The organism is Pseudoduganella sp. jia 9, assembly GCF_055502615.1.
Window position 1 is genome coordinate 150,473 of record NZ_JBUPWE010000003.1, and the last position, 15,556, is coordinate 166,028.

The following is a 15,556-nucleotide window of genomic DNA, read 5'->3' on the forward strand; positions in this document are numbered from 1 at the left end:
TGATTCAGGCGCAGGCATGCGCTTCACTTGCCACGGCCGCGCCGATGGCCTCCGCCACGGCGGCCGCGCCGCCCGGCAGGTCGGGAGCGATCACCGAGACCTCGATGTCGCGTTCCTCCTGCCGCAATGCGTCGGCGATCGCCTGCAGTGCCCGCGCCGATGCGCCCTGCACGGCATGCGCCGGGCCGATGCCGGCGCCGGAGGCCAGGTTGACGACGTGGCCGCTGCCGGCCCGCTGCATCAGCGGCAACACGGCCGCGATCGCGTACAGCGCGCCGCGCACGTTGACATCGAGCATGCGGTCCCACTCCAGCAGTTTCAAGGCATCGAGCCGCGACGGCGCCGCCACGCCGGCGGCGTTGACCAGCACATCGATCCGGCCATGCCGGTGGAACGCGTCCAGCACGAATGTTTGCGCATCGTCGGCATCGGTGACATCGAGGACGTGGCATTCCACGCTGCCGCCGGCGGCGCGGATCTGCGCGGCCAGCAGCACCAGCCGCTCGATGCGCCGCGCGCCCAGCACCACGTGGTGGCCCTGCGCGGCCAGCGTGCGCGCCGTGGCGGCGCCGATGCGCCCGGTGGCGCCGGTGATCAGGATGATGCGTTGTCCGGCCATGTGTACCCTCCGTCGATGATCGATGGCGATGTTGCCAGCGATATTGCCAAGTCTACGGCGGGCAGGCCACGCCGGGTTGCGCGAAGGTTTCGAATCATTGCCTGATCCTACAGCGGCCGTCACTTATCGGCATTTGCGCGGCATAATCACTGCCTGAAACGACAGGAGGCAAGGATGACTGTAGCTCAACGGCAGGCGCGGATGGTGGAACTGATGGGCGTACTCGCGCCGGACGAAGGCTACACGCTGTGCGGCCTGCCGGGCGTGAAGTTCATGCGCGCGAACTCGGTGCGCCCGCGCGGCAAGGCGCTGTACGAGCCCTGCATCGTCATCGTCTGCCAGGGCCACAAGCGCGGCTACCTGGGCGGCGAAGCCTTCGATTACCACGCCCAGCAGTTCCTGGTGCTGGCGGTGCCGCTGCCGTTCGAAGGCGAGACCGTGCGTGCCTCGCCGGCCGAGCCGATGCTGGCGATCTCGATTCCCATCGACCTGCAGCTGGCGGCCGAACTGGCACTTGCCGTCGACGATGCCCAGTCCGGCATCGTCCCGTCCGCCGCTCCGCGCAGCATGATGGCCTCGAAACTGGACGACGCGCTGGGCGACGCCGTGCTGCGCCTGCTGCACGCGCTGACCTCGCCGGTCGAGACGCGGCTGCTCGGTCCCGGCATCCTGCGCGAGATCCTGTTCCGCGTGCTGACCGGCGCCCAGGGAGGCGCCCTGCGCGCCGGCCTGGCCCACCAGACGCAGTTCGCCAAGATCGGCAAGGCGCTGCGGCGCATCCACGCCGACTACCACCGGCCGATCGACGTGGCCACGCTGGCACGCGAAGCCGGCATGAGCCAGGCAGCCTTCCACGCCGGTTTCAAGGCGGTGACGCTGACATCGCCGATCCAGTACCTGAAGACGACGCGGCTGCACAAGGCGCGGCTGCTGATGGTGCAGGACGGCCTGACCGCCGCCACTGCCTGCGGGCGGGTCGGCTATGAAAGCACGTCGCAGTTCTCGCGCGAATTCAAGCGCTTCTTCGGCCGCACGCCGGTCGAGGAAGCACGCGAGATGCGCGGCCTGCTGGCCCAGGCGCCGGGCGGGCGCCCTTCCCCCTGGGTCAGCGCCCCGTAGCCGCCATTGCCCGCATCAGCGCGCGGCGGGAACCACCGGCAGCTCGATGGCGCTCGGCAGCGCCGGCGTGTGCCAGATGCGCTGCGTGGCTTTCACGTAGTCCGCCGGCTGCGCGTGGAAGATGTTGGGCACGTAGCGCTGCGGATTGCGGTCGTACAGCGGGAACCAGCTGGACTGGACCTGCACCATCAGCCGGTGGCCCGGCCGGATCACGTGGTTCACGTTCGGCAGCGCGAAGCGGTAGCGTTCCGGCTTGCCGGGCACGATGGCGGCCGGGGTTTCCAGGCTGTCGCGATAGCGGCCGCGGAAGATCTCCATCGCCAGCGGCAGCTGGTAGCCGCCCAGTTCCGGCTGCGACGGGACTTCGTCCGGATAGACGTCGATCACCTTGACGACCCAGTCGGCATCGGTGCCGGAGGTCGACGCGAACAGGTTCACCACCGGTGCGCCGGCCAGTTGCAGCGGCGCCGTCAATGGTTCCGAGACGTAGCTCAGCACGTCCGGCCGGTCGGCCACGAAACGCTGGTCGCTGACCAGCCATGGCCGCCACACCGCCGGATCGCTCATCCGCACCGGCCGTGGCACGAACGGTACCGGTTTCGCGGGATCGGCCACGTATTCGTCGTAATCGCCGCTGCTTTGCGCGTGACCCTGCGCGTGACCCTGCGCATGACTCTGCGCATCGCCGGCGGGTGCCGCGAATGCAAGCCTGAAACCAGCGTGCAGGTAGACGGCCTGCGCCGGCGCCGGGCAGCCGGTCTCGCAGGCGAGCGGCCAGCGCTGCAGGCGCTGCCAGCGGTTGCTGCCGGTCTGGTACGTCAATACCGGCGGCGTATCGGCCCGCGGCGCGCCCTCCTTCAGGTGCTGGTCGAGGAATGGCTGCATCACGTCGCGGCGGAACTCGAGCGCCGTATCGCCGGTGAATTTCAATGCGCCCAGCGACGCACCTTCGTAATTGACGCCGCTGTGCCGCCACGGTCCCACCGCGAGGAAATTGCGGTCGTTATCCTTGTCCTGCGGCTCCAGCGCCGCGTAGACGGCAAAGGCGCCGTAACTGTCTTCCTGGTCCCACTGGCCGGTCACCGTCATTGTCGGCACCTTCAGGCGGCGTGCGCCGAGCAGCCGGTCCAGCGCCTGGTGCTGCCAGTAACTGTCGTAGGCCGGGTGCTCGAACAGCTTTTTCGTGTACGTCAGCCTGTCGAGGCCGAACCGGCGCGCATAGCCGGCGGCGGAGACGGCACGCAGCATGCCGTCATAGTCGTCGTAAACGCCGGTGGCCAGCGGTTCGCCGCGGCCGCGCACGGTGGTCTGGGCGTTCACGAACGCCAGCGACGGCATGCGGAACGCCCCGTTATGGAACCAGTCGTCGCCGCGCCAGCCGTCCACCATCGGGCTCATCGGCACCGCCGCCTTCAGCGCCGGGTGCGGATCGGCCAGCGCCATCAGCACCGTGAAGCCTTCGTACGACGAGCCCAGCATGCCGACCCTGCCGTTCGATTCGGGCACGTTCTTCACCAGCCATTCGATGGTGTCCCACGCGTCGGTGGCGTGATCGGTTTTCGTGGTGTTCAGCGGGCCGCGCAGCGGGCGCGTCATCACATAGTCCCCTTCCGAGCCATGCTTGCCGCGCACGTCCTGGTAGACGCGGATATAGCCGCCCCGGACGAACGTTTCATCGCCCTCCGGCAGCGTGGCCAGCATGCTCGGGCTCTTGCTGCGCTGGGCGCGCGCGAAGGCGTTGTAGGGCGTGCGGGTCAGCAGCATCGGCGCATGCTTCGCGCCTTTCGGCACGACGAGTACGGTATAGAGCTTGACGCCGTCGCGCATCGGGATCATGACCGTGCGTTTCACGTAATCCGCATCCGGCACCGCCGCCGAAAATTTCGTGCCGATGTCGGGCGCCATCGGCGGTGTCTGCGCGTGCGCTCCGGACAGCATCAGCGACAGCATCAGCGAGAGCAGCGGGGGCAGGACAAAGGCAGGGCGCACGTGCATCGGGTTCTCCAGGGGGGAAAGAGTCCGATGGTAACGTGTCGTTTCCTTGAAGGCAACGAAACAATTGCTTACAGAGAAGTTGGGTGCGGGCACACTGCCGTTACACCTTGCCGCCAGAATGAAGCCATACGTTCACCACAAGGAGTACATCATGAAAAAACTGCTGATCGCCGCCATGTTCGCCGCTTCGCTGGGTTCCATCGCCGCACCGGCCATCGCCGCCACCGAGATCATCGTCGTGCGCAAGGCACCGCCGGCGCCGCGCCATGAAGTCATGCCGGCGGCCCGCCACGGCTATGTGTGGACGCCCGGCTACTGGAACTGGACCGGCCACCGCTATGCATGGGTGAAGGGCAAGTACGTGAAAGCACGCGCCGGCTATCACTGGAACGCGCCGAGCTGGCAGGAACGCAACGGCCGCTGGCAGTTCGCGCGCGGCGAATGGCAGCGCGGCGACCGTGACCGGGACGGCGTGCCGAACCGCTACGACCGCGACCGGGACAACGACGGCATCCGCAACCAGCATGACCGCGACCGGGACAATGACGGCGTGCCGAACCGCCATGACGACCGGCCGGATAATCCGCGCCGCCATTGATCCGCGCCGCCATTGATCCACGCCGCCATTGATCCGCGGCGGCCTGCGGAGCGTGGCCGGAGTGCGGCCGCAGTGCGCCGATGTCGATGCCGCGCAGCGCCGCGTCGATGGCAAGCTACCAGACCGTCACGATCGTTTCCAGCCACCCGGCAAGCTCTTCCGCGCGCGGGTGATTCGCGAACGACCTGCGTACGGTGTCCTGCATACTGGTAACGAGCCGGGTTCGGTCCATGCCGAGGCGGTTCGCGTCGAACACCCAGCGCAGATGCTCGGGCGAGTCCGGCATTTGTGCCAGCAGATCCGCAAGGTCCCGGCGCAGCTGGCGCGCATGGCTGGAGTACGACCGGAACTCAAGCACGGACTTGAATTCGTGGCGAACGTTGGCAATGACCGCATCGATCCTGCGCAACCTGCCGCGCGGAACTTCAAAGCGCAAGCGTCCTTGCGCGAGAAGCCGGGCGGGCTCGTGGACGTTGGCCTCGACAAACTGCATCACGTACCTGGCCCCCTGCTGGAAGGCGCCACCCCGGAGGTAGTCGGCCAGTACGTGCTCGAATCCGGGGACGCCATGGAAGCCGTTGATGAACCTGATGACATCGTCATGCACGCTGCCGAGGGCGCGACGGGCCCGGTCGAAAGGCACGCCTGCCCGGCGGGCGGCCAGCCTGACCATACCGATGGCGGCATCGTCGATGCGACCGAATCCTCCGGACCTGCCTGCTGAAGTGCGCCTTCCGGCCATGGCCCGCCGCGCCGCGTCCGGTGCCACGGCGCGCAGATGACCTGGAATCCTGTCCATCCCTTCGATGCGCACAGCATCGGTCGGGGCCGGCGGCGCCTGCCGCACTGCCTGCCGCAGTTCCCTGGTAGCCTCTTCGGCGCCTTCAACCAGGGCGATTTCCCGTGCGGACAGGCGCTGTCCGGCCTGCGCGCGGCGCACTGCCGCGTCGACTGCGGGCGCCACGTCTTCCAGTGCTTGCAGCCGCTCATAGGTGCGCTGGAGCACCACCGGCGCCAGCCCGGCCCGCGCTGCCCGTGCGGCAACCCGGGGGCCCTCGCGCAGCAGGGCGCCAACCAGTCCCGTCAGATCGAGCAGTACGAACCCGCCGGCAAGCCGGCGCTGCCCCGTGGAAAGCGCCTCCGACGTCGTCGGATCGACTCCCGTCAAGACCCGGTAAATGTCGTTCAGCGCCGCTATGATCGGGATGAAGTCGCTGATCCAGGCAGTCTGCGCGATCACGGCAGCCCCTGGCGGCGGCACCACCTGCAGCGGAGCGACCTGGGCCTGCACGTAACGCTCGCGCCGTAATTGCTCCTGGTCGGGCATGTCGAATGGGGCGGCAAGGCCAAGCGATTCAGCCAGATGGTATACGTCCTCCATCGGCCAGGGCTCGCCGAAGCGATAACCACGTGCCCGGGCCTCCGTCATGACCCGCCGCGATTGCTCCTCGAGCGATCTGCTTTCCCGTTCCAGGTCCGGCGCCGACAGCGTTCCCTCGGCATACTGGCGCGCCAGGTCGATCCTGCGCGCCCGCGCGCCTGCGATGGACATCGGCGGTCCCTCCCCCCGTCTGCTGCGCTCCAGTGCCTCGGTCGTTACTTCTCCCCCGGAACCCGGATACGGGACTGGCTGCCTGAGCTCGACTTCCCTCGCAAGTGCGCGGTCCATTGCCGAAACGGCGGACATGGCAGGGTCCGCGAGACGCGCGGACGGTGCCAGCCCTCGCGGGTCGGATACCGCGTAGATCTCCTCCAGCCGGGGCGCTGCCGCCGCGGGATGGCGCGGCGTGGCATCGGCGGCACTTGCCTGCGCCCTTCGTGCGAGGAACCGGTCGACTGGCTCCCGCAGTTCCGGCGGTCCCTGTCCCCGTCCATAGTACGTCGACTGTGTCTCCGGGAGCGACGGCTCGCCAGCATGCACGACGAAATCGCCATCGTCGAATATGTCGAGGAAGCCGCCCGGGATCGGCACGTGCTGCACGACCAGATCGGACATGACCGCTCCTCAATCGTCCGGCGGCACCGGAACCACCGCGTGGCCGGTGTGGTCGTGGACAACCACGCTGCGGTCGAACGCCGGCTGGTTGAAGTTCGGCGTCTCCTGCAGCAGCATCGCGGCATGCTGCAGGCTGCGCAGGCGTGACGCCCTGACCTCTTCCTCCACCTTGAGCACGTCCAGGCCCCTGTGCGCACGCTTGAACGATTCGAGCAGCGTCTGGCCGCCTTTCAGGGCGTCCATGAACAGCTCGCCGGTCGTCACGATGATGGTGTCGTCCATGAACTCCGGCGTGGTGAGCTGGTGCGACACCAGCGCGAGGAGGCTGCTGCGCTCGGCATCCGTCAACGGTGTCGTCGCATCATTGAGCACCTGCTGCGCATATGCCAGCAGTTCCGCAGTGTCGTAGGGCGTGTCGAGCGCGGGATCCTTCAGCCCGAAGTGGGCGTCGATATAGTTCTGCATCATGTAGTCGGTGATATAGGTGCATGTCTTCAGGCGGTACAGGATGTAATTGCCCTTGTATCCCATCGGCTGGTCGAGATCGGCGACCTGGTGCAGTTTGCAGGTCTTGAAGGACGACGCCGGATCCGACGGATCGGGGCGTGCCGGTGGCGCGCACTCGACCACGAAGAATTCGCCATCCCTTACCACGCCGGGAATCTCGCCGGGAATCTCGTCGGCCGTGGGCGCGCGCAGTGTGCATCTGGCGCCGGCGGGCTCGAACATGTCGATGTCGATCTCCGCATGCTGGAACAGGATCTGGTCCGGATGACGATGGTCCCAGATGTTGTGCATGTAATGCAGGATGTTCTGACGGATGTGCAGCAACAGCTGATCGATGCGGGTCTGCGCCTGCCGCGATTCGCGCAGCGCCGCGGTCAGTTTCTCGCCGGCGCTGGCCATGTCGCCGCGCGCCCGCCCCAGCCGGTCCTTCAGGTCGGCAATCCGGCGCTCATTGAATTTGAGTGCTTCCTCCGCACCCTTGCGTCGCGCTTCGAGCAGATCGGCCTGGGCCGGGTCGTCGCTCGCGAACAATGCGGAAAGCCCACCCGTGAAGATACCGAGTGCGATGTCGTCCGCGTCGGTCGCTCCGCTCGTGGCAGCCGTCGCGCTTGTCGTCAGGTCCACCAGTGCCTGCTGCTTCTGCCGAAGCAGCGCATCGGCGTCGTTGTATGCGGCCTCCAGCGATTGCGTCAGCGTGCGCTGCACTGTCCAGTTGGCCTTTGCAAGCTCGACGTCCGCCGACAGGCCGGTTGCGCCGTCCTCGATCATCGCGATCGCCTCATCATAGCTGTTGTCCAGCATGGCGCGCCGCAGGATCCAGCTGTGCTCCAGCACCCAGCCCGCCGTGATCTGGTGCGGCGCGGGGATCTCCATGGCAACCATGATCACCGGCGCCACGCGGTGCAGGCGGCTGCGCACGCGGTAACGACGCTCGAGCTCGTAGAGCAGATACGTCACGGTGATCTCATTGTTCGGGTTCGATATCTCATGCGTGGTCTCCGAACCGACCGTGTCCTTGCTGGTGGCCTCGACGTGGATCTCCCTTTCCTGGCGCACCTGCTGCGCAGCCTTGTTGGTGGACTCGATAATCGATCTCTGCTGTTTGCTCGACTCCTGTGCCTGATTGACGCCGAATTCGGAAGTCGCTCCCACCGAACCGATGCCGAAGCTGATGCTGCCTTGCGCCGTCAGCCGGAAATTTGTCGTGGTCGCGGTGCGGTTCATCACGTCGGTTTCCGCGCGGTTCAGCATCTGGCTCTCCTGCGACCGCTCGACCAGGGACTTGTTCACCTCCCGTTCGATGCGCGACACCTCGCGCGATCGGGATATCTTGAAAGCGCGCTTTTCCCCGGGCGCCATGGGAATGGTGCTGACCAGGCGTCCCCGCTGGTAGCTTTCCGGCCACCACTCCTGGCGATAGGTCGTCATCAGGCCGAGGTTGTAGCTGCCGGGTGCGTAGTAGCGGAATTCGTGCGGTTTGCCGAGACGATCGGCAAGGTCGAGCGCCAGCTCCTCTGCCCTGGATAACGGCGTATTACGGTGAGTGCGGACCACCTCGGCGTATTTCTCGTCGATGTAGGATCGCGACGTGAGCGTGCCGACATCGGGATTGGTGTCGTTGCCGTCGTACGGACGAAGGAAATTCCCGGCAGTGTTTAGCAGTGCGGTCTGGCCCCCTTCGTCGAGTTGATTCCAGAGCAGCTGCGTCATTTGCGGGAACACCAGGAGCACATCCGGCGGCACTGGCTCCACTGCAAGAAATTCCGCCACCCCCTGGATTTCCGAAATTGCACGCCGAAATTCGTTCACGTCGCGCACGGCGGCTAGATCGGGCACCGGAACGCCATAGTCGTCGGCGAGTTGAACCAGCGTTTCGTACAGCGTGCCGGCAGCCTCGCGCATGCGCTCATCGAAAGCGGCGGTCCAGACAGAGCTGTACGCCACCTGCAGCGTGTGAAAATCGTGGAAAGCGGTGACGTTGGCCGGCCCTCCCGATTCGATGCGGTTGATGACCGCCTCGATTTTCAGCAGATCATCCAGCGGCCCTGCCTGCTCCTGGGCAGTAAACTCGTCCAGATCCGCAACCTGCCCGGCGATGCGCCGCTCGATCTGCGCAAGAAGCTCTTCACGGGTCTCGGTGCCCGTTCCACCGGAGCCCGGTGGCGGGCCCGGAGGGGGTATGCCGCCGCCGGGTGGGTGCTCCAGCTCGTGCTGCCGATGGCGCATTGCGATCGCGTCGAGCAGGCCGCGCACACGGACCAATTCGGTTCCCAGTCCCATCACCGACATGACGTCGCAAAGCGAGATGGGCACCCGGTCGTCGGCCGACGAGGGCCGGCGCGCACCGATCCTGGCAAAGTGCTCCGGCTTGAAGTAAAACCCGGCCAACCCCGGCATGGAGGCGAGGCGGACAGCGTCGTCTGCCATCGCGCGGCGCTGCAGGGCGGGTACCGCGGCGGCATCACGGGTGAAATTCGTCTCTGTAAACCCGCTGAGCGGCATGAACCAGCGCCAGTTCTCTCGCTTGACCTCGGCCAGCCGCCGGTATTTGTCCAGATGGCCGGCCACCGCGGTCCGTACCAGTTCGATTTTCCGGGCGGTTCTCTGCTGCTGCGCTGCGAGCAGCGACGCCGGGTCAATTCCCCGTGCCGATGCCGAGCCGGGGTAAGCGATACCGCGTTGATCGAGAAGCGCGGGCTCCAGGGCAACGATCAGTGCTTCACGCTGCCCGGCATCCTTTCTGGCCACATAGGCGTAGTGCAGCAGGCGCTGGGGTACGGGCTGCCCCAGGTACGTGTCGCCGACGCGCACATCCGGCGCGAGGACGAAGAAGACGAGATCGGGACGGTGCTCGCCAGCGGGAGTCCGATTGAACGCCGCGTCGCGGTACCCCAGCGTAAACGAGCCATCGCGCGCGGTCAGTACCGAGCCGATGCGATCACCCGGGAAGTCGATCCAGGCCCTTGCGGCGGCATTGGAAATCACCGCGTCCAGATCCTCGTCAGCCTGTTCCTGCCGAGCCGCATCGATGTCATAGACGACTACCAGCAGGTTCGGGATCCCGACGAAGGTTCCCTTGATGATCACTTTGCCGTACACGATATTTTCGCTGGCGGGAAGTGGAGTGCCGTCTCCTGCACCGGTTGCGATTGCCATGTGGCCTCCCTGATTAAGCACCGGCGGCAGACTCATGTGGGACGATGCCGGATAGGGTCAGGCTAGATCACCGGAAAGCCTTATTCAAGTCGTCGAACGGGCAATTCGGCGTCGGTGCGCGGACCCCATCAGGCCTGATCGCCGCCACTGGCGATAATCCTGGGCGCGTGCGCAGCGAAGCAGCGCAGTGGCCCTCGTCCTCCGGCACGACAGTCCGGCGTCGACCGAGGTGCTCCTGAATCGGTGACACAGGAAATCGGCCGTAAAATCACACCACTCCCGAGAGCACATAGGTGCCAAGACTGACGCTGACCTGGAGCGCTGAATGAAACGACTTTTTGCATGCATTGCTCTGGCAGGAGCTTGCAGTAGTGCGAATGCCATTGCGGCTGAGCTTCCGACGAGGTGGTTTGGGAGCCAGAAGATGCTTACTTGCGGGCCTTACCGCTTCGAAGCTGTAACTACCTGCTCTGTCGGCGAGGACGTGACCGAGCCATACTGTTTCAAGCAAACATTTACGTTTGGAAATGTCTCGGCACGTCCATACAGGACCGTTACGCTCCATTACCGATCCGGGGCTGAACCAGGCGAGCTGATAGTAGGTGCAGGCTGCATGAACGTGGAGTCGCAGCATTACATAATCCTGACCGGGACGAACTTCGCAAATTGCCGCGAGGGTTGCGAATGGCACGATTTCTTCATGGCTGATGGCAGATATATAGGGAGTACACCGAACCTGGCTAAAGCAAGTACATTCCGCCGCCGCGACATCTATAAAAGCTCTCCTAAGCTGGCGCGCAAGCTCCGCACACACGTACAGGATCAGGAGCTGCTTGAAAGCTTCGATATCCACAGGGCGGAGTAATCAATTTTCCGGACATTCGGCTGAATCCGCAGACGTTGGCGGCCGTACGCCGGACGACAGCGACCGGTCGGATGTGGATTGAGCCAACGCTACAGAACGATACAAAATTAACCAGCCTGTCGAAGCCAGCATTCTTGAAATGCCGTATATTATTGAATCGATTTCGTCGAAGTGATAACTGAACAGGGGCCCCCTATGAAGAACGTAACGAGAAATTTTGTGCTCACCGGCTTGCTGATGCTGGGCGCAGGAAGTGTCTGCGCAGAGGTAGTCGTCAATTACGTCCATCCCGAGCGTTTTTCGGACTTTCCCACCGATCAGCATGACCGCGAACGGGCGTTCCGGGAGCTGACCAAACATTTCGACGAACTGGGCGCGAAGTTACCTGAAGGGCAAACGCTCCGCATCGATGTCAAGGATGTTGACCTGGCTGGCCGTGAAGGCCCAAAGCGCGCGGTTACCAACCTGCGTACCTACACCAGCCTGGATTGGCCGCGCATTGACTTGCAATTCGAAATCAAAAGCAGCGGGCAAACGGTGCGCAGTGGCGAGGCGACATTACGCGACATGGAGTTTTCTTCCCGATCGAAGCGCTATTACGATGGCGACGCACTGCGTTTTGAAAAACGTATGCTCGATGAATGGTTCGATGCGGTCGTATTACCGAGCGAACGCTCTGCTCGACGCTGAGCAAGATGCGCATGTGTCTTTCGGGGAGCCATTTCTGGCCCGGAAGTGCATGGACATCTTAGCTGAGCACCTTCCTTGAGGCGGGAGCGGACTGGCCAGGTGGTGGCGGTTCGCATAGCGACGCGGCGATGCCGCGCCGCGCCGCCACGTGGTCCCATGCAGCAACCCCGCACACTACAAATAGCCGGGCTGCCGCTTCAACCTCATCGTTCCTGCTTTACACCTCTATTTCAGCGCCACCCAGCGGATAGAAAACACCAACGTTACCACCTGGCGAAAGTGCATTCCGGATCATCGCCGGGATTTGGCCAGCTCTTCAGCGACGTCTTTCAACATTTCCAAAGGAAATGAGTCAGAACAAGCCTGAAATACAGCTGACAAATGCGCACTGCCGGGATCGGATCCGTTGTTGATATCATTCGTGAGCAGAGAGAACCGGTGCCGGGCGATGTCCATCAGAGCCCTACGCATACCATCGGATATCTTGTTCATCCGGGAAGCCTGCATCAGACTTTCATGGCTTATCACCGGGCTGGCATTGTTTCCTGAGCCGGTTCTTACCAGCATGAATGGATCGAATCCGGCCTCTATCGAGTACCTGAGAAAACGATCATGAAACTCGGTATGGCAAACACCATCGAGCACTAGCGCGTGGAACGAAGGGCCTGCGCCTTCGTTATATGCACGCGCACCTTTTCGCGCAGTCTCTTTTGATTTTTCCCAGTTGAAGGTAACAGGGTCGTCCTCCCATTGTTCTTGCAAATCGTAAAATTCCCCAACCAGTTCGTTGATGCTGATATTTTTACCATGACTCATGATGCCTCCACCGGTTTTTTTTAACGAGCTATGGCAGGCATGCTCATACTCCGTATTTATTTCGCTGAACTGCCTGCACCACTAACCTTCGGAACGCACGCTTAACGCGACCAACTTTGCAACGATGGGACGAACGAGTAGTATGCAGGCGAAGGCAGCCGGCATAGCGACGCGGTAGGCATTCATCACATTTTCGACATAGCGATCGGTAAAGCCGAATTCTGCAATGGTAATGACCAGGCACATTAAAAGCGACATTACGGTTGCCATGTACAGGGCGAAGACATAAGGGGCCAGGGACTTTGGCAGCCTTCGGCATCGCCGTCGGCCAGGCTCTTGTAACATTCAATCACCACATAAGAATAGAAAACAAGCGTAGGCTACCATCACCGTCCAAATGCCAGTAGGCATGAGATGCTTGATTCAACATGAAGCAAAACTTATGAATAGGTGCACGAGCCAGTGAACATTATTGGATTGATCAGCAGTTTCGTCACGGTAGTGGAGTCGGGCACGATTGCCGCTGCCGCCCGGTCACTCGGCATCAGTGTGGCCGCCGTTAGCCAGAATATTGGCCGGTTGGAAGTTCATCTCGATACTCGGCTGCTGTCGCGCACGACACGGCAAATGGCGCTGACCGAAGCCGGCCGCCTGTACTATGAAAAGGTTCGCCATATACCGCGCGAACTGGACCTGGCGAGGCAAGCTGTCAGTGAAGGGATGGGCCTGCAGGATCACCTGCGGATTGCGACAACGTCAGCTTTCGGTCGCCATATACTGGCACCCCTTCTGCCGGCGTTCCGCACCAGCTATCCCAGTCTGACCATCGAATTGATCAGTGCGGACCATGGGGTCAATCATTTGCAGGAGCGTATTGATGTCAGTATCCGCATCCCGGCGCAATTAGAGGAACGGCTGGTGGCTCGGCTTATCGCATCCCGCCCTTTCATGGTCTGCGCCTCACCCGGCTACCTCGAGTGCGCGGGTTGGCCAACGTCACCGGAAGACCTGCAACACCATGCGTGCCTGGTTTTACGTTACCCCACCGACGGGCGTTTCCTTCCATGGGGTTTTATGCGCGACGGGGTACGGTTCGATGCGCCTGTCAACGCCGAGTTAATCAGCGACGACATCGATATGCTGGCCCAAATGGCAGTCAACGGCGGAGGTATCACTCGCCTCGCAAGCTTCGTCGCTCAACCCTTGATCGAGAAGGGACTGTTGATCCGTCTCTTTCACGACGATCGGCACACCGGGGCCCGCGCAGTGCCCGAGCCTATGCAGCTATATGCCTGCGTGACGGATCACCTGGCCCTGACACCCAAGGTCCGCGCTTTCATCGATTACGTTCAGGCCCATCTCGAGGTCTCCGACCAGCATGGAGACGTGTGAATTCTTCATCGGCACATTTGGCAGGAAGGCGATTCCAAATCTCTCGGCGCTGCCCCGGGAAGTCCCTCAGGCGAAAAGTCGAGCCTGGCCGGATCAATGTTTGGCAGAGCTAGATATAAAGCATCCCCACAGCAGAGGTGAACTTGCGTAAGTCGTTGATTTTCCGCCGCTTGACAGCCCAGCGGGAACCTGCAACCATAGCGGGATGATTTTTTTCCAATCGCATCTGTCCGATCTTTGCTGGTGGCGCCGCTCCCTCGTCGTGCGGCCACACTGAAATGATGTGATGTAACTATCAACGCCGCCTCTGCCAGGGTGGCGTTTTTCATGGCGCATCCGGGCAGGGGCCAACCCCGAAGGAATGCAATGAGCCAGCCTGAAATGTCCGCCCCGGCGTCCGCCGCCTCCCCTGCCGTCATCCTCACCGGCGACCGTCCGACCGGTCCGCTGCACCTGGGCCACTACGTGGGCAGCCTGCGCAGCCGCGTCGGCTACCAGCACGAGTATGAACAGTTCATCATGCTGGCCGACTCGCAGGCGCTGACCGACAATATGGACGACATCGACAAGGTGCGCCGCAACGTCGTCGAAGTGGCGCTGGATTACCTGGCGGTGGGCATCGACCCGGCCAAGTCGACGATCCTGATCCAGTCGCAGATTCCCGAACTGGCCGAGCTGACGTTCTATTACCTGAACATGGTCACCGTCGCGCGCCTGGAGCGCAACCCCACGGTGAAGGCGGAAATCGTGCTGCGCGGCTTCGAGCGCGACATCCCGGCCGGCTTCCTCACCTACCCGGCCTCGCAGGCCGCCGACATTTCGGCTTTCAAGGCGTCGATCGTGCCGGTCGGCGAAGACCAGATCCCGATGATCGAGCAGACCAACGAGATCGTGCGCCGCTTCAACCGCATCGCCAACCGCGACATCCTCGTCGAGTGCAAGGCGCTGGTGCCGGAAATCGGCCGCCTGCCGGGCATCGACGGCAAGGCCAAGATGAGCAAGTCGCTGGGCAACACGATCAACCTGGGCGCCTCGGCCGACGAGATCACCGCTGCCGTGAAGAAGGTGTACACCGATCCGCTGCACCTGCGCGTACAGGACCCGGGCCACCTGGAAGGCAATGTGGCCTTCATCTACCTGGATGCGTTCGACACCGACAAGGCGGCACTGGAAGAAATGAAGGCGCACTACGTGCGCGGCGGCCTGGGCGATTCGATCGTCAAGAAGCGCCTCGAAGCGGTGCTGCAGGAAATGCTGGCGCCGATCCGCGCGCGGCGCGAGGAATTCGCCAAGGACAAGGGCCAGGTCATGCAGATGCTGAAGGAAGGCACCGCGCGCGCCCGCGAAGTGGCGGCAAGGACTGCCGATGAAGTGAAAGCGGCGCTGGGCCTGAACTATTTCTGATCCCGCGCTCCTGCACCCGGCACTCGCCATCGCGCTGGCCGGCTGGCATGTGCTGGCCAGCCTGGCCACCTTCCTCGCCTACGCCATCGACAAGCGCGGCGCCCGCCTGGGCCGGCGCCGCACGCCCGAGCGCACGCTGCTGCTGCTCGGGCTGGCCGGCGGCTGGCCCGGCGCCCTGCTCGCGCAGCGGCTGGTGCGGCACAAGTCCGCCAAGCCGTCGTTCCAGATGAAGTACCGCTGCACCGTCGCCCTGCACCTCGCCATCCTCGCCCTGCTGTTGGTGCTCTCACAAACTGGGGACGGACCCTGGTTTCTGAGAAATTTCTCCTGATCAAACTGGGGACGGACCCTGGTTTCCGGGAAATTTCTCCTGGTCGCGGCGCTTGGTCAACCGTCCAC

12 protein-coding genes are annotated in these 15,556 nt (G+C 63.6%); 6 read left to right on the forward strand and 6 right to left on the reverse strand.

Features of this window, described 5'->3' with window-relative positions; all coding sequences use genetic code 11:
- Window positions 1-4: 4 nt before the first annotated feature.
- Window positions 5-619 (reverse strand): SDR family oxidoreductase, encoded by a 615-nt coding sequence (locus ACY34H_RS03935; protein WP_464976183.1) that lies wholly within the window; start codon window positions 617-619, stop codon window positions 5-7.
- A 174-nt stretch (window positions 620-793) separates the two neighbouring features.
- Between ACY34H_RS03935 and ACY34H_RS03940 the strand changes: the two genes are divergently transcribed.
- Window positions 794-1,738, forward strand: a complete 945-nt coding sequence (locus ACY34H_RS03940; protein WP_464976184.1) for an AraC family transcriptional regulator — start codon at window positions 794-796, stop codon at window positions 1,736-1,738.
- A gap of 15 nt (window positions 1,739-1,753) precedes the next feature.
- On the opposite strand, the gene ACY34H_RS03945 is transcribed toward ACY34H_RS03940, so the two are convergent.
- On the reverse strand, window positions 1,754-3,733 hold the full coding sequence (locus ACY34H_RS03945; RefSeq protein ID WP_464976185.1) for a CocE/NonD family hydrolase: 1,980 nt from the start codon (window positions 3,731-3,733) through the stop codon (window positions 1,754-1,756).
- Between the two features lie 151 nt (window positions 3,734-3,884).
- Here ACY34H_RS03945 and ACY34H_RS03950 point away from each other — a divergent pair, with 151 nt between their 5' ends.
- On the forward strand, window positions 3,885-4,331 hold the full coding sequence (locus ACY34H_RS03950) for a YXWGXW repeat-containing protein (protein WP_464976186.1): 447 nt from the start codon (window positions 3,885-3,887) through the stop codon (window positions 4,329-4,331).
- A 115-nt stretch (window positions 4,332-4,446) separates the two neighbouring features.
- Here the strand turns inward: ACY34H_RS03950 and ACY34H_RS03955 are convergent, their stop codons facing one another.
- Together ACY34H_RS03955 and ACY34H_RS03960 are read right to left on the reverse strand one after the other, a co-directional pair.
- Window positions 4,447-6,327, reverse strand: coding sequence for a pre-toxin TG domain-containing protein (locus tag ACY34H_RS03955; RefSeq protein WP_464976187.1), 1,881 nt, complete (start codon window positions 6,325-6,327; stop codon window positions 4,447-4,449).
- A 9-nt stretch (window positions 6,328-6,336) separates the two neighbouring features.
- A complete protein-coding gene (locus tag ACY34H_RS03960; RefSeq protein ID WP_464976188.1) occupies window positions 6,337-9,990 on the reverse strand; it encodes a hypothetical protein in 3,654 nt (1,217 codons plus the stop codon).
- Between the two features lie 1,060 nt (window positions 9,991-11,050).
- On the opposite strand from ACY34H_RS03960, the gene ACY34H_RS03965 reads away from it, so the two are divergent.
- Window positions 11,051-11,545 (forward strand): DUF3016 domain-containing protein, encoded by a 495-nt coding sequence (locus tag ACY34H_RS03965; protein ID WP_464976189.1) that lies wholly within the window; start codon window positions 11,051-11,053, stop codon window positions 11,543-11,545.
- Between the two features lie 291 nt (window positions 11,546-11,836).
- Here ACY34H_RS03965 and ACY34H_RS03970 read toward each other — a convergent pair whose 3' ends face one another.
- Complete coding sequence (locus ACY34H_RS03970; protein WP_464976190.1) at window positions 11,837-12,361, reverse strand: hypothetical protein; 525 nt, start codon at window positions 12,359-12,361, stop codon at window positions 11,837-11,839.
- Between the two features lie 81 nt (window positions 12,362-12,442).
- Entirely contained in the window at window positions 12,443-12,706 is a 264-nt protein-coding gene (locus tag ACY34H_RS03975) for a DUF2798 domain-containing protein (RefSeq protein WP_464976191.1), read from the reverse strand.
- 117 nt (window positions 12,707-12,823) lie between these two features.
- Here ACY34H_RS03975 and ACY34H_RS03980 point away from each other — a divergent pair, with 117 nt between their 5' ends.
- The 3 genes from ACY34H_RS03980 (at window position 12,824) to ACY34H_RS03990 (ending at window position 15,488) form a co-directional block, all read left to right on the forward strand.
- Window positions 12,824-13,753, forward strand: coding sequence for a LysR family transcriptional regulator (locus ACY34H_RS03980; RefSeq protein WP_464976192.1), 930 nt, complete (start codon window positions 12,824-12,826; stop codon window positions 13,751-13,753).
- A 366-nt stretch (window positions 13,754-14,119) separates the two neighbouring features.
- Window positions 14,120-15,157: a tryptophan--tRNA ligase gene (gene trpS / locus ACY34H_RS03985; protein ID WP_464976193.1), complete on the forward strand. Its 1,038-nt coding sequence runs from the start codon at window positions 14,120-14,122 to the stop codon at window positions 15,155-15,157.
- Between the two features lie 49 nt (window positions 15,158-15,206).
- Window positions 15,207-15,488, forward strand: coding sequence for a DUF1294 domain-containing protein (locus ACY34H_RS03990; RefSeq protein ID WP_464976194.1), 282 nt, complete (start codon window positions 15,207-15,209; stop codon window positions 15,486-15,488).
- Window positions 15,489-15,556 lie beyond the last annotated feature (68 nt).